This window comes from Loktanella agnita (assembly GCF_046640325.1).
Classification (GTDB): Bacteria; Pseudomonadota; Alphaproteobacteria; order Rhodobacterales; family Rhodobacteraceae; genus Yoonia; species Yoonia agnita.
In genome coordinates, this window is the sequence record NZ_JBJMBF010000013.1 from 65,539 (window position 1) to 83,128 (window position 17,590).

Annotated in this window: 15 protein-coding genes; 7 read left to right on the forward strand and 8 right to left on the reverse strand. The window is 54.5% G+C overall.

The annotated features are described in order from the left end of the window. Genes ACJ5NV_RS15005 through ACJ5NV_RS15015 form a run of 3 tightly spaced genes read right to left on the reverse strand, consistent with a single transcriptional unit; the run spans position 1 to position 5,861 of the window. Positions 1-2,127 carry a type IV secretory system conjugative DNA transfer family protein gene (locus ACJ5NV_RS15005; protein ID WP_411644978.1) on the reverse strand — a complete coding sequence of 709 codons (2,127 nt, stop codon included), beginning with the start codon at positions 2,125-2,127 and terminating at the stop codon, positions 1-3. After that, positions 2,120-5,371, reverse strand: a complete 3,252-nt coding sequence (locus tag ACJ5NV_RS15010; protein ID WP_411644979.1) for a relaxase/mobilization nuclease domain-containing protein — start codon at positions 5,369-5,371, stop codon at positions 2,120-2,122. Before ACJ5NV_RS15010 ends, ACJ5NV_RS15005 begins: the two co-directional genes overlap by 8 nt. Continuing rightward, positions 5,361-5,861 (reverse strand): ribbon-helix-helix domain-containing protein, encoded by a 501-nt coding sequence (locus ACJ5NV_RS15015; protein WP_411644980.1) that lies wholly within the window; start codon positions 5,859-5,861, stop codon positions 5,361-5,363. Before ACJ5NV_RS15015 ends, ACJ5NV_RS15010 begins: the two co-directional genes overlap by 11 nt. A gap of 709 nt (positions 5,862-6,570) precedes the next feature. Here ACJ5NV_RS15015 and ACJ5NV_RS15020 point away from each other — a divergent pair. The 3 genes from ACJ5NV_RS15020 to ACJ5NV_RS15030 all read left to right on the forward strand — a co-directional run bounded on the left by ACJ5NV_RS15020 (position 6,571) and on the right by ACJ5NV_RS15030 (position 8,478). Then, a complete protein-coding gene (locus ACJ5NV_RS15020; protein ID WP_411644981.1) occupies positions 6,571-7,284 on the forward strand; it encodes an AAA family ATPase in 714 nt (237 codons plus the stop codon). After that, positions 7,284-7,973, forward strand: coding sequence for a hypothetical protein (locus tag ACJ5NV_RS15025; RefSeq protein WP_411644982.1), 690 nt, complete (start codon positions 7,284-7,286; stop codon positions 7,971-7,973). The genes ACJ5NV_RS15020 and ACJ5NV_RS15025 overlap by 1 nt, the downstream gene beginning before the upstream one ends. Positions 7,974-8,310: 337 nt before the next feature. Continuing rightward, a complete protein-coding gene (locus tag ACJ5NV_RS15030) occupies positions 8,311-8,478 on the forward strand; it encodes a hypothetical protein (protein WP_411644983.1) in 168 nt (55 codons plus the stop codon). A gap of 115 nt (positions 8,479-8,593) precedes the next feature. On the opposite strand, the gene ACJ5NV_RS15035 is transcribed toward ACJ5NV_RS15030, so the two are convergent. Both ACJ5NV_RS15035 and ACJ5NV_RS15040 read right to left on the reverse strand, forming a co-directional pair. Next, on the reverse strand, positions 8,594-9,493 hold the full coding sequence (locus ACJ5NV_RS15035; protein WP_411644984.1) for an ArdC family protein: 900 nt from the start codon (positions 9,491-9,493) through the stop codon (positions 8,594-8,596). A gap of 1,236 nt (positions 9,494-10,729) precedes the next feature. After that, positions 10,730-10,945 (reverse strand): hypothetical protein, encoded by a 216-nt coding sequence (locus tag ACJ5NV_RS15040; RefSeq protein WP_411644985.1) that lies wholly within the window; start codon positions 10,943-10,945, stop codon positions 10,730-10,732. An 885-nt stretch (positions 10,946-11,830) separates the two neighbouring features. Here ACJ5NV_RS15040 and ACJ5NV_RS15045 point away from each other — a divergent pair. Both ACJ5NV_RS15045 and ACJ5NV_RS15050 read left to right on the forward strand, forming a co-directional pair. Then, positions 11,831-12,517, forward strand: a complete 687-nt coding sequence (locus ACJ5NV_RS15045; protein ID WP_411644987.1) for an SOS response-associated peptidase — start codon at positions 11,831-11,833, stop codon at positions 12,515-12,517. Beyond that, complete coding sequence (locus ACJ5NV_RS15050) at positions 12,514-12,921, forward strand: thermonuclease family protein (protein WP_411644989.1); 408 nt, start codon at positions 12,514-12,516, stop codon at positions 12,919-12,921. The genes ACJ5NV_RS15045 and ACJ5NV_RS15050 overlap by 4 nt, the downstream gene beginning before the upstream one ends. A gap of 503 nt (positions 12,922-13,424) precedes the next feature. On the opposite strand, the gene ACJ5NV_RS15055 is transcribed toward ACJ5NV_RS15050, so the two are convergent. After that, a complete protein-coding gene (locus tag ACJ5NV_RS15055) occupies positions 13,425-13,745 on the reverse strand; it encodes a DUF736 domain-containing protein (protein ID WP_411644991.1) in 321 nt (106 codons plus the stop codon). A gap of 592 nt (positions 13,746-14,337) precedes the next feature. Here ACJ5NV_RS15055 and ACJ5NV_RS15060 point away from each other — a divergent pair. After that, a complete protein-coding gene (locus tag ACJ5NV_RS15060; RefSeq protein ID WP_411644993.1) occupies positions 14,338-15,003 on the forward strand; it encodes a hypothetical protein in 666 nt (221 codons plus the stop codon). Here ACJ5NV_RS15060 and ACJ5NV_RS15065 read toward each other — a convergent pair. Next, entirely contained in the window at positions 15,000-15,665 is a 666-nt protein-coding gene (locus tag ACJ5NV_RS15065) for a nucleotidyl transferase AbiEii/AbiGii toxin family protein (protein WP_411644994.1), read from the reverse strand. The two genes, ACJ5NV_RS15060 and ACJ5NV_RS15065, sit on opposite strands and share 4 nt — an antisense overlap. Next, positions 15,662-15,895, reverse strand: a complete 234-nt coding sequence (locus tag ACJ5NV_RS15070) for a hypothetical protein (protein ID WP_411644996.1) — start codon at positions 15,893-15,895, stop codon at positions 15,662-15,664. The genes ACJ5NV_RS15065 and ACJ5NV_RS15070 overlap by 4 nt, the downstream gene beginning before the upstream one ends. A gap of 503 nt (positions 15,896-16,398) precedes the next feature. On the opposite strand from ACJ5NV_RS15070, the gene ACJ5NV_RS15075 reads away from it, so the two are divergent. Further along, positions 16,399-17,454 carry a replication initiator protein A gene (locus ACJ5NV_RS15075; protein WP_411644998.1) on the forward strand — a complete coding sequence of 352 codons (1,056 nt, stop codon included), beginning with the start codon at positions 16,399-16,401 and terminating at the stop codon, positions 17,452-17,454. Positions 17,455-17,590: the final 136 nt, after the last annotated feature.

Consider the following 17,590-nt stretch of genomic DNA (forward strand, 5'->3'; position numbering starts at 1 on the left):
TTAAACAGCTTTCGCAGTTAGCCCCCGCGTAACGTCCGCCTCCTCAGGCAAGCTATCTCTGAAGTCTTCCAGATCACCCATGGCCTTTTGCAGCTCGGCTACATCCGCATCAGTCGGCACTTCTAAGATCAACTCGGTTTGCATCGCTAGGTTCAATTCGATTTGACGCTGCTGATCCGCATCAACTGCCACCACACCCTTGGCCTTCTTTCTCTTAGACGTGCGCAGTGTCTCACGTTGTTTGGTAGCCATAGCCATTTGAATAGACTCGCGCCGCGGAGCTGGACGATCAACAGGTTCAATTGGCAACTTGCCTTGCGCTGGCGGTGGTGTCGGCGTCGCCGCAGGCAACTGGGCCGCCGCGTCAGTCGGTGGACTTACTGTTGGCTCTGGTGAAGGCGTTTCAACCCCGGCCTCGACTGTCAAATCCTCTTCCTCGACTTCTTCTTCGGCTGTGGCGATAGAAGTGGAAACCTCATTATCTGGGAAAGGAAGATCCCCTTTTTGCGCAGCATGGATGCCCGTGAAGAATGGATCGTTGAAGTACTCGATACGCTTTGCTCGGATAGGCATTTGCGCGTCGATCACCATAACGATTTCATCAAGCGGCAAGCGCCTGGCTTCGTCCTCCGGAAGCAATGAGACTTCCTCCGTCCTCACCGACTGACTGCGACCCTCAAAAGGCATTTTGCCGATTGCCCGCGACTGCGTGACAACCTTTTTTGTCGTCTTTCCGACAGCCTTAGTCAGCTCTTCGACCGTCTTTTCATCCGATGGGGTAAGGTAGAGCTTTACCCCAGCGTTCCCTTGTAAAGCGCGTCGGGTGTTTTCCCCATAGATTTCATCAAGCGCCGGGATCGTTTGGGTGACGATTGCCAGATGCCCGCGATACGCTCGCAGCGTCTCGATGCTTTTCGTCACAATGGGCATTTTTCCAAGCCGGTTGAACTCATCGAGCATAATCATGACCGGCCAAGGCTCGTCCGGACCTGGTTCCTTGTCCTGCATCGACGCCAGAAGGTCAGAAAAGAACAGCCGGATCAGTGGCGCCATTGGTTCGACCATCAGAGGCTGAACAATTAGGTAGACGCTGAATGGCTCCTTTCGAATTTTCCGGAAATCGAAGTCTGACTCCTGTGTTGCAGCGTCAATGGCCGGGTTCTGCCATTGGTCCAAGCCCGAAGTCATTAACAGCGACACATAGGAAGTCAGCGTTTCGTTGTTGGTCGAGGCGAGCCGCGTGAAAATCAGCTTCGCAGCTTCGTTCTCCACCTCCACGCCGCGCGCCATATATTCCTTCTGCTTGTTCCCGCCAGATGCCGCGATGCGGTAGATTTCTCCAAGCGTGGGCTTCTTGCGCTCGAATGCCAAGAGACCTGCGGCGACGAATAGATCGATCCCACCTTTCAAGAGACCTTGAACGCGGTCGTTCTCATTCTGCAGAAACAGTGTTGCGAGTAGTTGCAGCTCCATCTGTTGCTGCGCCGGGTCCTTCAATTCGGAAATGCGAAGCAAAGGGTTATAGCGATGCGTTCTGCGATCCTCAAAATCGGTCGGCGCAAAGCGGAAGATCTTATCTCCCTGTTTGCAACGATGTCGTGCGGTCGCCTCAAAGTTCTCCCCCTTCACATCCAGGACAACGGCAGAGCCTTCCCACGTTAGAAGATTGGGTATGACGAAACCGGTCGTCTTGCCTCGACCGGTCGGCGCAACAATGAGCGCGTGCGGGAAGGTCTTAGCAACCAGGTATTTGCCTTTGCGTTTTGGCTTCGCCAGCTTACCGAGAATGAAACCTGTTCCGGGCTTTCCAAAAAACCCATTCTTCGCCAGCTCCCCGCTCTTCTGCCAATGCGTGAGGCCGAACTTGGTCAGCGCCGAACCGGACACGGCAACGCTCATCATCAAACCAGCAATGCCGATCCCAGCCATGATGAGGTTCACAAGCCGGTAGTCTTCAGGCCTGTACTGGCGAAGATATAAGTAGTTCTCCGCGAGATAGAAAAAGTCGATATCGGCCTGAAAACCTAAGTCCTTGAACGTTAAGACAGCAGAAGAAACGACATAGCCGATGGCGAGTGCCAACAGCGTAAGAATGAGGACGCCAAATGCAATGCGACCCTTACCCATGGACCGGCCCTCCTTCGCGTTCAGAGTCGACTAGCCGGTCTCGTTGCAACTCATACTGCTCTTCGGCGATCTGTTCCACGACCTCGCGATAGGCTTCAGAGTTCGCCGTTGCTGCATCCGATTGTAGATAGGCTTTCGCAGCGTAGAGACGGTCTAGCCTGTCGTTAGACATGTTCTCCAAGGCGTCGCTGTCACCTTCCCGCAACCGCTCGATCTGCTCATCGTCAAGCTCTTTCTCGACCTGCTCGCGATAGCTGAGACGCTGCTCGTCCGTTGCCAGCGACGGCGACACGTCGTCAGACCTCTCATGCTCAACCACGCGCCGGATTTCTTCGTTCTCGATGCGGGTTTCTTCATAATCACGAATAGCTTCCCTATCGCGCGCCTCACTTGCGACCTCATACGTCCGGCCAAGGCCACGGGCCAAATGGTTCGGCATGTCTGGATAACGGGCGCGGAAATCATCGGCGACGGCTGTTGAAACCTCTCCGCGATTGTCACGATCAGCCATAACCCGGTCCACTTCGCGACTGATCTGATCGACGCGCTCGCGGTCCTCGATCTTCGCGCCAAAAGGAAGATCCGAGTATGGAAGGACCCGCTCTGCGGCAAGCTCCGGTCTTTGACTGAGGTATTCTTCACGCTCTTGCAGAATGCGGGCCCGAGCCGTATGTTCGATGGCCCCGCTCGCAGCCATGGCTTCCGCACGCTCATAGCGTTGATCGAAACTCTCGGTTTCAGCATTTTCAGCCATGATTTCATCACGCACCCGCGAACTCATACGATCAAGACTGGTTTGGTCTATCTCCATCGCGCGAATGTTGCGGATCTCTTGAGCGGCTATGCCTTCTTGCTCGGCACGTTCAATTCCCGAATTTTGCAGCCACTCCAATTGGATGTCATCATTTCGATCATCTTCAATCGCACGCTCCATCTCCTCCAGAGTGATTGGTCTTCCCATCAACTCCCATTCTTCAGCGCGTTCCAGAATTGGCTCTCGGTTCTCCTGCCTCAGATATCCCTCTGGCCCTCGCATAATATCCGTTGCGCGATCCCATGCACTCGAAGCCATAGCTGCGTGTAGTGGCGACCTCGCCGCAAACGAGCGAAATGCATCTGACGCCCGTTGCGTTTGTTCGCGCCCTACATCACGCGCGTTCGGGTCATCCGAATAGGGATAATTGAAATCTGTGAGCGCAAACTGACGTTCGAGTTCATCGAACTCACGCCTATCAGCTGACGAGATACCATCGGCTTCAGTCTGCGCGATCCCATTGTCATTCCGGTTCGCTTCAAGCGCGGCTTCTCGTGCAGTCTCAACATCGGCGGCTTCAAGCTCTGCCTCGCGCAACTCCTGCTCATTATTCAAACGGAAGCTCGTCTCGTAGGTATCGCCCAAGCCTCGTGCAACGTGATCGGGCATGTCGGGGTAGCGATCCTTGAAATCGGATGCGACGGCCTCGGAAATGCTCTGATTGGCGGGCGAACGGTCAAGGATGACGTCAATCTCCCGATCAAGCCGATCCGCTAGCTCCCGATCTGTGATCCGCCCCCTACCCTCTTCGTCTGTGCGGTAGACAGCCCCTGGATCAGAAAGAATTTCAGGCCGCGTTGCGAGATAGTCCCGCTGCTCTGCCTCAACCCGGTCAAACGCCCGGTTTTCAATCTCAATGGCACGGGCGTCAAGCTGCGCTTCATTGACCCCCTGCCCTCTCAATTCTTGGCGCACCGCCCGCGTGGTATCGTCCAGACGCTCCTGATCAAAGTGGAAGCGAATTTCGCGAGTTTCTTCAATCACGCCGTCATCGCGCAGCACCTCTGCCCGCTCAAGGGCCGTGCCCAACTCTACATGCACTTGGTTCAAGCGCTCTCGTGCAACCTCAAGATCGTCCTTGCGCTCCAGGTCTAAACCCTGTGCCTCGGCAACTTTTGCAAGATCGTCAGCAACCCATTGACGCTCTAGCGCCGCGTTTGGTGCGCCGGTCGCGATGCGGTTGACGACGGTATCAGCGCTGATCCCGGTCCCTCGCAAAGCGTAGTCAATCTGGGCGCGCGTGCTTGCATCCTGCAATCGCCCAACAAGTTCGCTGTTGATATTCGTCTCAGAATAAATCCCGCCCTCTGAAGGCTTTTGCTCAAGCGTCACAGATCGCAGACCAAGCGGCTGCATCCGACGGAGGCCGACTTGGATGTCGTTCAGCCTTCGTTCATTGGCCGCCCGTTCACCTTCAGGAAGCCGTGCGATGCGGGCCTGCACTTCCTCAACAGTATCGGCATACTGCCCCTTTAGATCGTCAAAGTCCTCGGCGGCTCCCATGTAAATGTCTCCATCATGCTGAATGGTTGTTCCCTTGCCCAAAAGCTCTGCCGCTTTCAGAAGGGCCTCGGATATTTCTTCTCGGCTGTCGGCTGAGGCCTCCGCAGCGAGCGAGTGATAAACGAGTCTCGTGCTGGCAATTTCAGCCAGCGTCCGTGCAAGATCGCGCCCTACCCGCTCTCTCTGCTCGGGTTCACGCACCACACCGTTTTCAGCGTCTTGCTTGACCGCGTAGATTTCTCGGGTCCTAGGCGGATAGTGAACAACGCCGCGATCAACCCGGCGCGTCGCTTCCAACTTCACGCCGTATTTCTCGGCCTCTTCCACCATCGCGAGCCGGAAATCGTCATAATTGAATCGATGATCACGACCCAGATAAAAGAACTCTCCCTCCTGGGACCGTCTATTCAAGACGATATGAGCATGCGGGTGATCCCTATCCTTGTGAACGGCAATCACATAGTCAAAGTGCCCTTTATCGGTTTCAAAGAACCGCTCGCATACGTCAGATGCGATGTCTCTCACGTCCTCCGACTTCGTACCTTTCGGGAATGACATGAGCATGTGCGTGGTATTGCCCATCTTTGGGCGAAATCCACTGTCCCAACGCTCGGCAAACCGATCCGTGATCTTCTTAATGTCTTTGTCTTCGAACTTGGTCTTCCCATCGAAGGTCCCGCGACTATCCACGAAATGCGCCAGCTTATGATCGCGCGTGATATAGGAAAGCTGATTGCTGAGTTGGCCCTTCGTGTGCGTCCCGCCGTTCTTGATGGCCTTGAACACCGCCGAACGATGACCGCGTGCGGCGCGATAGAGTTGTCCGTGCTTCTTACTGTTGAGACCTTGCATAGAACCGCGAACACGGTCCCATCCCTCCCGGAACACCTCACCTGTGACAGCCTCGACGGCGCTATTACGTGCCAAGAGCAAACTCCCTCAACACCTCGTTCACCGTCACCGTCATGGCATCCTTGCGCCGTTTGATGAGTAAATCAGCTTGATCCCCCATCTCCAAAATCAGACCTGCGAGCGCCCTGATTTCCTCGTACTGCCTGTCCGACCACGGCGCAGGCATACCGCGCTTTTTTGCTTCGTTCATCCGCCTCGCAATCTGGGTGATGTTGTTACCAACACGATTTAGGGCGGCACGGAACCCGGCCAGCTCGCCAGACAGGTGATCATCGGGGACGAAAATGCCATTCGTCGCCTGTATCAGCGCCCGCAATGCGTCTGCCCGACTGCCAAATCCATGTTTTGAAATCGCCAGATCAAACGCGTCCATCTCGTCTGGTGTCACCGTTACGCTTGCGGCGGCAGTTCTTATCCCAGTGTCCCGACGCCGATCTTTTTCGCGCTTGATTGTATAGTGGATCGTTCGCCGCGTGACCCCAAATCGCAGGGCAAGCCCTTTCACGTCAGCACCTTTCGACGCCTCACGCACTATCACCAGGCGCTCGTTTGGTGTTAGAATTCGTCCTTTAGGCATACGAACAAAGAACCCCTATTTCCTGCCATCCTCATACATACCGAAAGAATACAAAAATGCAGTATTGTGTCAATACTGCTGTTTTGGGTCAATTGAGGTATGTATTCCGTTTCGCGCCGAAGTTTGCAAAACCGAGGTCACAGATGTAAAAACTCGCAAGCTATGTCAGCTCGTGTGATCCTCAGCTTTGAAAATCGCCCCCTGCAGGGCCAAAACAGCCCGAGCGCTACCCGGACTACATATTTTCGCGAAGTGGCGCTGTAGCCCCCCTCTCCGTGGCGCTACGCGGTCGTTTGAGTCCGCACGGTTGGCCCATCTCCACCCGACTGATCTTAAATGCACCTTCTGGACCCTGTTCGACAACAAACACGCGACACGCGACACGCGGCCTTGATCACGCGTTAAGCGTACACAGACACGCGATAATGTGCACGCGTAACGCGAAACGTATTTTTATCCACGCAACACGCAATGCGTGACGCGCGACACGCGCCGAGCGAAACTGAAAACGGACACGCGATAGGCGACAAGCGATAATTGACACGCGACACGCTGCATGAGACAAGCAGAATGCGAATAAGTACAAATCCCAAGCGACACGCGAAAAGCGACACGCAACACGCGAGAGAGCAGAAGAATGCAGAATGATGATATGAAAGTCGTCACAGTGATGACGCGAAAAGGCGGCGCAGGAAAAACAACGCTAATGCAGGCAATCACCAGCGCTGCCGTCAAAGACGGCAAACGCTGTCTCGTGCTCGACGCCGACCCACAGCAAGCATTGTACCGGTGGTTTCACCGAGTCGAGATCGATGACCCATTGGTAAAAGTACAGCAACTTGAATTTTCCAGTGACCTAGAAAAGGTGATTGAAGAAGCCTGGCAATCTGGCGAAACCGACATAGTTTTCGTCGACACACAGGGCGCAGCCGGAGCCTGGGCAGATGATCTGGCAGCAAGTAGCGATTTCCTCGTCGTGCCTATGAAGCTCTCAGAGAAAGACCTCTCAATTACGAAAGACACTTTCAATTGGTATGTCGGGCTTCGTGAACGCACTGACGACCCGACAGCACTGCCTAGCTTACGTATCATCTTCGCCGACGTGCCCAACAAACCCACTATGGCCCAAAAGAAGATAGAGGACGAAGCTCTACGTCTTTTCCCCATCATGGAAAACTACTTCATGCACCGCAACCAGCACATGGATGCCGACGCAGACGGCTTCCTCCATGACATCGCCGAAAAAAGACGCACTTCACGGTATGCTCTTCTTCGGACACACGCCAAGCACTTTGACGAAGCCGTCGAAGAGGCCCAAGACATTCTCTCAGAAATCTTGGGGGCTGAATAATGGTACGCCGCAAGAAACCGAAGATTACTGGTGCCGATCCAAACTATTCACATACGTTCGAGCGCTTCCGCGCGGTTGAAAGCGACATGCCGCCAGACGTCAAAATCCCCGGGGTTAACGAACAATCGGCAAATCCCAGCAAAGACGCGACAACCACCAATGAGGAAGCTGCTGTTGTTGAGCCAAAAGTATCTGCAGCAGAGACCAAAACTCCAGCACCAAAGGCAAAGAAACCTGTCGCCAAGCCCAAAGCACCAAAGGCAAAGAAGATTGCAGCAAGACCGAAACCAAAACCGGCAGAAGAACCGAATGCTTCCAATTCACCACGCGATGACAGGCAAATCACTCTAGATGCTGCTGTTAGGATCGACCAAGCTCATGCCATGCAGCCGTTGATTGAAAAGGGGCTGCAGCAGCGAGACATAGTGATGCTTGCTGGGCGACGTGCAACGGAGAAATTCGTTCTTTCACCGACGTTTGTCCCCAAACCCGATGCAGACCGACTTCCGATGCAAGACGGATATCACACATCAAAACGCCTCGACGGCGCGATCCTAGATGCCATGCGCGATGAACATGACCCACTGCGAGTGCGCTCCGATCCCGCCATGGTACGGGGACAGTTCGAAACGCTCTTTTGGGAAATGCTGGATGATGTGATCGCTGAGCTGATCAAAAAGTACACCTAGCTGAACTCCGACGCATTGAGACCAGAGAAATCCCGCAACAGGCGGGATTGATTGGAGCAAGGGACGACGCCCCCTCCGCTTCGCTCTAGGCGCGTCGGCATTGATCTGCTTTACGATCCGCCTGCCATCCAGCCACGGCTTTCAACAGGGGTTGTGATGCCGCGCGAACGCGCCAGCCTCCACGCAGAAAATCGGCACCCCCACGCTGCGCGCGGTCCCCCCAATTTTCAGCCCTCCGGCCCCCTGTCTTCAATCCGGTTCCGGCCGCAGGACGGGCTGCGCCCTCGCTGCTGGCGGAGTCAGGGCCCCTCTGAGACGCCTCGTAGAGGGACACAGGATGGCACGAAAACGAAAGAAAGAAGGGAAAGCAATTGCCCGCATCCGCGATGCCGAGACCGGCGAGATTGTTGGCTATCTTTTTGAATGGAACACCGGAGAAATCGACCCAAAGTGGTACGATGATATCCCACGCGACGAAATGGACGTAGTTTATGAATATGCCTGATCTCTACTCGATGCAGAGCGAAGACGAAAAACTTGATCTGGGCATCGTATTTGCCTCAGTCGCCTTTTCTTGCATCTAAATTGCAAATTGCATCCAACGACAGTGGGGCAGGGGCCTACGCGGCCTCTGCAACCTCTCCTGATTTCGACATGAGATAATCGGCTGAGCGCTGTGCAGCTGCTGCCGCTTTAACAATGGCACGCTTGTCATCCCGCAAGACCGTCAGCCATGATTGAACATAGGACGCGCTGTCTTCAATGTGACCGGGTTGAAAACCAAGCTGCGCCCCCATCATTGCTGCCGATATCTCGGCCACAAGCTCTTCCATCGCGTAGACGGCGTTCCCAAACTTCGACCCAGCTTTTTCCTTCGTCCGATCGCATCGACGCTTGTGACCAGTCGCATGGGACAACTCGTGAAACAGGGTTGAATAGAACAACTCCGCGCCCTTGAATTTCGACAACTCAGGCATGTGAACCTTATCCAAAGACGGAACATAGCACGCGCGGTCCCCGCCTTCCTCGTAGCCGACACCCATATTCTCGATCACGTCCGCCGCGATGTGCGAAAGCTGTTCGATAGGCCGCGTTGCCAAAGGCTTGGCCTCATCAGGCGTCGGAAACTGTTCCTTTAGTCCGTCAATTTGCTGCACGTTGAACACGCGATAGGCTTTCAGATATCCCCGCATCTTGGCGTCGGCCTCACCTTCCGGTGCTTCCTCCTTTGCTTCGAACGTGCCATACTTCACGACAAGCGATGACTTCTCGCCTTTGCGTACCATCCCGCCCAAATCCTTTGCTTGTTTGAACGTCATCCACACTGGATTCCGATACCCTTGCGCCCATGCTTTGAGGTTCAGAAGAATATGATTGATCCCCCGATAGCTTTCTCCTGTGACACGCAATGGAAGGGCTGCCGCGTTTCTCTGCCACGGGCATTCCCACGGTTTCACGCCTTGTTCTAGTGCTGCGATGATCTGATTTGTCACTTCTTCATAGACATCAATTTTTGCCATGACGGGTCTCCTTTGTGGTGTCGCTTGGGTCTGCCACCCAATGGGTCGGGGTTGAGGGACAGCGCGAATGCGCCTGATCCTGAAACCTCGAATGCGATGAAAGACAGGATTGGGAGACGGCGAGCCAAATCGACATGACTGGCGCGGGCAGGCGGAGTAACCGCCAACACGGGAATGTCTATTTTGCTGGCTGTCGGCGGCATCCCTGCCGCAAACGTCCCGTAGTGGCGTTCGGCTTGTCCGAATCCCAAGGGACCAGGAAATTACTGATCGCAGATGGCCTCACCCTCTGGATCAGCCAGATGTGTTCTGCTTATGTTCTCATTCATGGGCAGCAAGTCACCACATCGCTACGAAATCATGGACCGGGAATTCCCGGTTCGTATCAGTGTGCGCGCTGACCCCGCTACAAACGAGCTGACCCGACAGTGGCTGCAACGGCATGTCGGCACGGGCAACTATGCCAGCAGGCCACATACTCTTTGGTCCACGAACAAAGCACACTGCATCTACTTTCGCTCACTTCATGCAGCGACGAGTTTCGTTTTGGGGTGCCCACACATACAGCTTGTCGGGGAACCGTACCGCGGGCCGCATAGGTAGCAGGGGGCTGTCGGCCCCCACGCCCTACGGGCGTTCCCCCGAGGATGTTTTTGGCAAGATGAATGACGGATGCGATCTTGATCGTCATGAGGCGGACTCCTCGATCCGGAGGCCGAGGCAAGCTACCGTCTGGCCAAACTTCCGCGCGAACAGCGCAACGTCTGTCCTGGGTTAGGCCACAGCGCCGAAGCCAGGACGGACTACCAAAGAGGGCAGGGGACACGCACGGACCCTCCGCCGATGGGCTACGCCTCGGCTCTTTTTTCGTCCGAATACGCATGTATTCGGCGGAACAAGTGGTGAGGGCGAAGCCCGACCCACGGCCTGAACGGGGACTGTCACGGGGGCGCAAGCGTCTCTGGCGCGGCCCGCAGCCGCAGCCGAGGACACGGGAGACGCCAAAGCCGACGCGCTTGTCGCGGCGCTTGCCCCTTGACCGGCCACGGACGGGATGTTGGTCGGATATAGAAACTGGATAGTGCCGGGCGGGCGGGAGCGCTGCGGACGCCGGCCCGACCGTCTCTCAATCGTGAAAGGCCCCTGAGGAGGCCTTTCTCAATGCTGTCTTGGCGCAGCCATTCTTGGAACAAGAAAAGGGGCGGCATTGCTGCCGCCCCAAGGTCTGGGAGGACCTTATTCTGTGACGTCGCCATCATCGCCATCTGCTTTTGGTGGGAAGGCGACCAGCTCAGTGACCGCTACTGGGAAGTCGAGCTTGATGGAGAGGAACGGTTCGCCGTTGTCGCGGGTGTTTTCGAAGACGGCGCCGACGCGGCGGAAGCTGGTTTGGTCTTTGCCATCTTTTTTGAAAGTGACGGGAACGGTGAGGGTAAACATTTTGTTAGACATTTTCGATCTCCTTGTTTCGATGAGGGTTACTCAGCGGATCGGTTAAGGAGGATCGCGCAAGTGGAAATGCGGAGGGTCCGCCCTTGGGTGGAAACCGTATTTCTGCTTGCCGAAGCGAAGCGCAGGGAACGTGATCGGCCGAGATCTGCAACCCATTCATCGACAAGAAACAAGGCGGCTCGAAACGGCGACGACCAAATCATCCACACCGGAACCTCCTGTCAGTTTTTCAAAACGGCAAAGACATGACAGCTCGCGCGATCGGTGAAGCGATCACATCGCAACGATCCAACGGACCGCACCTCTTCAGTCAACCCACTGCCGATTATTCACTGCGTTCGATGGGCCTGGCCACAGCCGGCGCAAGTGTTGGCTGTCCATGACATGAGCCGCCCAAAATGGCGGAGGCAGTGCTGTTCCAATCCAATGGAGAAGATGGCAACGCCTGTTCGGCCCGCTGCAAGCGGACATGCCCAAAGGATCGTGACCCGTATGGGCGAAGACAGCAAAGCTGGCTTCGGGCGCAGCCTAGAGCCTGATCAGCTTAGCTGAAGGGCCAAACACCATTTGAACGAATGTTCTTATTATGTTCTGTATTGCGAATGTCGCCGAACCCTAAAATCAAAGCCTGTCCCCGTGTTTGCGACTTGTCGCAAAAGACCATCGTGTTGGTTTGCTGGGACTGTCAGCGCATCGGTGTCTACTCACACAAGCGGTATTGCGACCTCGTTGGTTGGGACAGCTACGCACCTGATGCCAGAACTGTAATTGCCAGGGAAGTGTGCCCAAAGGCAGCTGATCCCAATGCCATGCTGTTCGACATGTGCAAAATTCAGTATTATCGGCCAAATTTCCAAAGTACGCCGCATAGCAGGACTGACATCGATGTGTAACTTGTACTCAAATACAACCGCGGTCGAAGCCATGCGACAGCTGTTCAAAGTCCAGCCGTTGCAAGATCGGCTAGGAAATGCGGAACCGCTCAGCGCGATCTATCCCAAGTATGACGCTCCGGTCGTTCGCCTTGATGAAGACGGCGCGCGCGAACTGGTCAGCTTAAGCTGGGGATTCCGGAGCACCAAGAAATCAAAGAAGACGGGAAATATCATCTCACCAAGTGTCTGGAACAACGCCCGATCAGACAAGGTAGCCACGTCGGGGTTCTGGAAGTTCGCATTCAAAGACAGACGCTGCCTTGTGCCTGCCAGCTCGTATTGTGAATGGCCTCCGGGCGGCAATCCACAGGTCTTTCATTGGTTTGCGCTCCATGGCGATGAGCCGCGCCCCCCCTTTGCTTTCGCAGGCCTTTGGCAAACATCGAAATATGAGACAAAAGATGGGCCCGAGAGCTGTGAAACGCACACGTTTCTGACAACAACCGGGAACGCCCTGACGGAAACAGTCCATCCAGAGCGAATGCCGGTCATTTTGCGACCTGAACACTACGATCAGTGGCTGCATGGCAGCACTGACGACGCGCTTGCGTTACTGGAGCCGTTTTCAGCTGAAGAGATGCTGATTGTAAGGAAGGGCACCGAACATGGTTCAGACGCAATTGAGCCATCAGCTTGAGAGCTCAGAATGTCATCGTGCTGTTCGCCCTTGTGCTGGGTGGGATCTACTGGCTGAGCGAACAGCCACAGCCCAAGATGCTCTCCGCAAGCCAGATTTATGTCATCGACGGCGATACCATTGATGTAGACGGGGAACGCTACCGATTGACCGGGTTTGATACGCCGGAAACTTACCGCGCCGAATGCGAAAGCGAAAAGCTGCGCGGGGATCAGGCGACAGCACGGATGCGCGCCCTGGTGCGTGCTGCAACAGAGATCAGCTTCGCCGCACAGCCTAGCCGCGACAAATACGGGCGTGGCCTCGGCACACTTTCTGTCGATGGCCAGAATGTCGGCGATATTCTGATCCGTGAGGATCTCGTGCGACGGTATTCAGGCGGACAGCGATCCTCTTGGTGCTGAAGGGTAGGGTCCCAAAAGGTGTCCACTAAAAGCAAAAAAAGCGGTGCCTCGGGAGGGAGGACACCGCTCGTTTGTGAAAGGGCCGCCGCGGGAGGAGATGCAACAACCAATTCTGGACGCAATGGCCTCTCGGGAGGAGGATGAAAGTCCATTGCTGCGATGTCAGGTTCTCTGGGAGGAGAAAGAGCTGACATCAATTTCTGGACCTATCTTACGCAAAATGCTGCGCTGCAACAAATGATAATGCTGCATTGCAGCTATGTGTGACTTGCAAGCACAAAAAACTGCCAGTCCTATTCGCTCTGCACACAACTTGGGCGTCTCATGAAAAGACAATGCACCGCTGTTCAGACAACCGCTGCATCTTGGCAGCACGGTTTGAACTGAGGGGGTGCCTTCGTCGGTGATTGAAGGCGGAAATTGTCGGGATGACTTCAGGCTTGATGAACCTACCGCTCTCTGCCGGATGCAAGGGGCGACTGTCGCCGCCCCTTGCTTTGCCGTTAGCCTGCCAGCGGAACCAGGCGATATTCGCCATCGTCACTGCCTTCGCCTTGCAGGGCGTTGACGCGAACCTTGGTGCCGTTCACATCAAAGGCCAGCGAGAGATAGTCGTTGCCCGCTTGGCTGGTCTGCTCCCAGGCCGATCCGATACGGATCAGGCGGTTGCGAGGGGTGCGCGTGGTGATCTCGAAGTCTGGGTGCGTTTCTTTTTTCTTGTGAGGGTTCTTCGTAAGAACGATGTCTACGTCGAAGGTGAGTGATGCGATCCAGCCAGTGAATGCGTCGTCGTCAGTGCGAGTGATTTTTCCATCGATTGCCATTGGTCTATCTCCTTGTTTCGATGGGGATAAGCAGGAAGGGTGCGCGGGACGTTTGCAGGCTGAAAAACGGAGGGTCCTCCGGAAACCGTTTTTCTGCTTGCTGAAGCTCCAAAGGGAAAGATTGATCCGCGCCAGAGGCGGGGATCACGATAGACGAGCTGAAGGTACATGCGTTCGGCGTTCCTTTCATCCCCATCTAAGAGAAACCAGGTGGTAGGCCAGTGGTGATCTGACAAATCATGCTGACGGACCAGCGCTTTCACGGAGATCGCAGACCCGCCGCTACGACTTTGAGATCGATCGTTGATCCCCCCATGAAAAATGACTTTGCACACTCTTTGGACACCACGGCCCAGGTGACCTGCAGTCTGTGTCAGGCTAAGACCGGAGCTGACGGCCAAACTGGTGATCGGCAAGAGCATGGCTTTGATCAAACAGGTCCAGTAGCAAGTAACTGCAATGGAGCAGAAAAGACGAGGACAGCGTTTTTGGACCCTTCGGCAAGGTGATATGAAGCTTGGGTCGTCACATCAGCCAATGCTGAACTGGAAGATGTGTCAGTTCCCTGTGCAGGGGTCAGTGAGCAGGTAAGATGACAAAACAGCAGGTTCTATGGGAAGATGATGAGTTCGTTTACGTGCCCGAAGAGCTCTTTCAGCATTTGCCGAAAGAGTATCGGGAGGCCGCGGAAGCCCGTAAGCAGCAAGGTGAAGACGTTCTGAGGATAGTGGATAAGGACATTCAAGGCCTTGTGCGCTTGATGAATGCAATCCCAACCTCATCGAGCCTAAGCTATATCTATCACCGTCCGCGCACCACGAAGTTCGAACTGACTGCCGATGCAATGATGGAGCAAGAGGTTCTCACGACAGCGTTTATCGTGACCTATGCCCGACTGTTCGCAAGTGGGAAGGGCGCTAGCAACGTCCAAAGAACAAGCATTCCGATGCATCTCAGATCTGTTCACGACGACATCATCAGTCTTCGAAACAAAAGATATGCACATAATGACGGTCATGAGACTGTCGAGAGTGGTGTTACAGTAGATTTTGACGACGGCGGGTTCCGCGTTGGCGTGCAACTGAGCATGGGGTTTTTCGTCGGTGGCCGAGACGAGTGGGAAGAGCTGATCAGGTTCATTGACGCCCATATGCATGAGCGTTTGACTAAAATTCTCGCCCGTCTAGCTGAGAAATCTGGCTATGAATGGTCATTTCCAGTCGGACCGGCACCGGATTGGGTGGGCAAATACGACTAGACCTTCTTGAGCAGAGCCAAGGTTGTGTCAAAAGCCGTCTCCACCAGATCACGGGTCTCGTCTCTGAGGACCAGTTGAGAAATGTTGGTCGATACAAATTCCGTGGAAAGCCCTTCGATGCGCTGGATTGTGGCTGCGACATATTCAGGGATTTCTGAAAGAACAGCGATGATCTCGGCTTCTTGGTCAGCTTTGACTGCAGCCGCGATATCGAAAATGTCGCGCGGCTGGATACGCGACCCGCGATAGCGGATCTTTTTGCCTATGATCTCTGGAACAGTTTCGAGGTGAACCGACCGACCCTGGATCTCATGTAGGCTCGTAGGGTGGTCCGAGACGTGACCAGTCACAATAAAATCGATTTCCCCAATCCCGTCGAAAGCGACCTTGAGATGGCCGGTCCCATCACCGTTGTACGTGGCTTCACCAAGAGCGAATTGCATCTCTGCAACGGCGGCTTCGACATAGGGGAGGAGTTGAGGATCATCGAGAAACAAATCGACATCGTGACTTTCACGATGGTCGATTTGGATCATCATTGCTGTTCCGCCACCAAAGGTCCATTCGGTTAGAAGGTCATGGTCCGTGTTGACGTGATCGATGATGTCGAACGCCGCCTCCAGCAGCTCCTGCCACCGCGATGCAATTTGTGGGGCGCTCACGCCGCTAGGGCAACAGACTGGCCGGACCAGTTTGAAAAGTTGGTCGCAGTTTCGACCAAGGTTGCAGTAGAAATCCCATGCGCCGCAGCAAATGCCTGCTGAGATTCAACAGCTGTCTCTGTGTAAAATGACGAAACTTGGCCAAGTGTGATCTCACCAGCGCAAATTGCGCACGCGAGAGCTTCCGCATCCAGATAAGTCTGGAACGGTGCGTTCACTGTGGTCAGCATGGCTGTTTGCATCGTGTGGGTCATAGCTGGATCAATATACGGAATCGGCCGTTAATTTCAAGTTCTGCGTATCTTATCCATCGTACTGTGGCTTAACTATGGACAATTCCAGATCACATTCTCAGCAAAATTCAAAGCACTGCCATCTTAAGACTGACGTCTGCCGTCATAGGTGCCGAAGCAGTGTGTGTTATATATGAGTTAAAATAATGGGTTACGATTCAAAAAGTTGGGATTCAGCCCACAATATCAGACCCTTACGAATTGGCTGGTGGGTGATAAGCCAGAAAGCGGTGTGCAATAAGCCACCCATTGGTGTGTCGCAAGCCAGTGTGCTAAATTTATTGAGTTTCTTGATTCACTCATAATTCGAGTGGGTGATAAGCCAGCAAAACTTGACCAAAAGGTGGGTGATAAGCCAACGGATTGACTCGGTGTGTGATAAGCCAGTAGTGTGTGATAAGCCAGTAAGGAAGAGAATCGGTGGGTAATAGGCCAGCAACATGACGATGGTGGGTGATAAGCCAGTGAAGCGACTAGCGAACCCGCTTCTGCCAGATCGGTTTCAACAACCGGATCTGTTTATCTGCGACATCTTTGATGCCGCTCCCAAAAGTGACATGGCCGGGATGGAGCATCCTGTGTTCTCGATCTCAAAGAAGCCCGACCATCAGACACGGCGATACGAGAACGGCGACAACTACATCGAAATCTCACCATCTGCGAAGGGCATGGCGACGGTCTTCGACCGCGACATTCTGATCTTTTGCATCTCTCAGCTGATTGCAGCCCTGAACGAGAAAAAAGACATCTCAAAGACGGTGAGCTTCAAGATCAGCGACTACATCGTTGCAACTGGTAAGCCCGCAGGCGGCAGTGCCTATAATCGTGCCGAAGATGCACTGGAACGCCTACGCGGGACATCGATCAAAACAAACATCCACACAGGTGAGGAACGCCAGTGGCAGGTCTTTGGCCTTGTTGAAAGCGCCAAGACGATCCGCCGAGACAATGACGGTGTGCTTCAGGAAGTGCAGGTTACCCTGTCGGACTGGGTGTTTAACGCGATCCAAGCCAAGGAAGTCCTGACGATCAGCCGCGATTACTTCCGCTTAAAAAAGCCGCTTGAGCGACGGATGTATGAGATTGCACGCAAACATTGCGGCAAGTCTTCAGAATGGCGCATCGGGCTTGAGAAGCTGCGTTTGAAATGCGGTTCACATTCTTCGCCAAAAGAGTTCAAGCGTCTGATCGGCAACATCATCGCAGACAGTGACCAGCATGATCACTTTCCAGACTACGACCCGTCCCTGGAGGGCAACATTGTTGTCTTCCGCAGCAAAGGCACTGTGCCAATGCCAGTCGTCGAGGTCTATGAGGGCAGGCTCGATCCCGAGGCTTACCATGATGCCCGAACCGCTGCCCCCGGATGGGATGTGCGCATGATCGAGCAAGAATGGCGCGCATGGTGCGGCAAGGAAGAAATTGAACCCAAGCACCCAGAGAGGCATTTCATCAAGTTCTGCCAAAGCTGGTTTGAAAAGCGCGGCAAACCGTAAGCGGTTGGCAGATGCTCTACATGCTGGGACGTCCGTAGTTGATCGGCCCTTCGCTGCTGGCTATCCTCTGGTCTTCAGCGCAGAGTCAAACATGTAGAATTCATGATCTGCGGATTTGAATGGCATTCCATCTTCC

Excerpts from the sequence above, each read along its gene's own strand:
- ACJ5NV_RS15005 (WP_411644978.1), bottom strand. The coding sequence starts at position 2,127 with ATGGGTAAGGGTCGCATTGCATTTGGCGTCCTCATTCTTACGCTGTTG.
- ACJ5NV_RS15020 (WP_411644981.1), top strand. The coding sequence starts at position 6,571 with ATGCAGAATGATGATATGAAAGTCGTCACAGTGATGACGCGAAAAGGC.
- ACJ5NV_RS15025 (WP_411644982.1), top strand. The coding sequence starts at position 7,284 with ATGGTACGCCGCAAGAAACCGAAGATTACTGGTGCCGATCCAAACTAT.
- ACJ5NV_RS15030 (WP_411644983.1), top strand. The coding sequence starts at position 8,311 with ATGGCACGAAAACGAAAGAAAGAAGGGAAAGCAATTGCCCGCATCCGC.
- ACJ5NV_RS15035 (WP_411644984.1), bottom strand. The coding sequence starts at position 9,493 with ATGGCAAAAATTGATGTCTATGAAGAAGTGACAAATCAGATCATCGCA.
- ACJ5NV_RS15040 (WP_411644985.1), bottom strand. The coding sequence starts at position 10,945 with ATGTCTAACAAAATGTTTACCCTCACCGTTCCCGTCACTTTCAAAAAA.
- ACJ5NV_RS15045 (WP_411644987.1), top strand. The coding sequence starts at position 11,831 with ATGTGTAACTTGTACTCAAATACAACCGCGGTCGAAGCCATGCGACAG.
- ACJ5NV_RS15055 (WP_411644991.1), bottom strand. The coding sequence starts at position 13,745 with ATGGCAATCGATGGAAAAATCACTCGCACTGACGACGACGCATTCACT.
- ACJ5NV_RS15060 (WP_411644993.1), top strand. The coding sequence starts at position 14,338 with ATGACAAAACAGCAGGTTCTATGGGAAGATGATGAGTTCGTTTACGTG.
- ACJ5NV_RS15070 (WP_411644996.1), bottom strand. The coding sequence starts at position 15,895 with ATGCTGACCACAGTGAACGCACCGTTCCAGACTTATCTGGATGCGGAA.
- ACJ5NV_RS15075 (WP_411644998.1), top strand. The coding sequence starts at position 16,399 with ATGACGATGGTGGGTGATAAGCCAGTGAAGCGACTAGCGAACCCGCTT.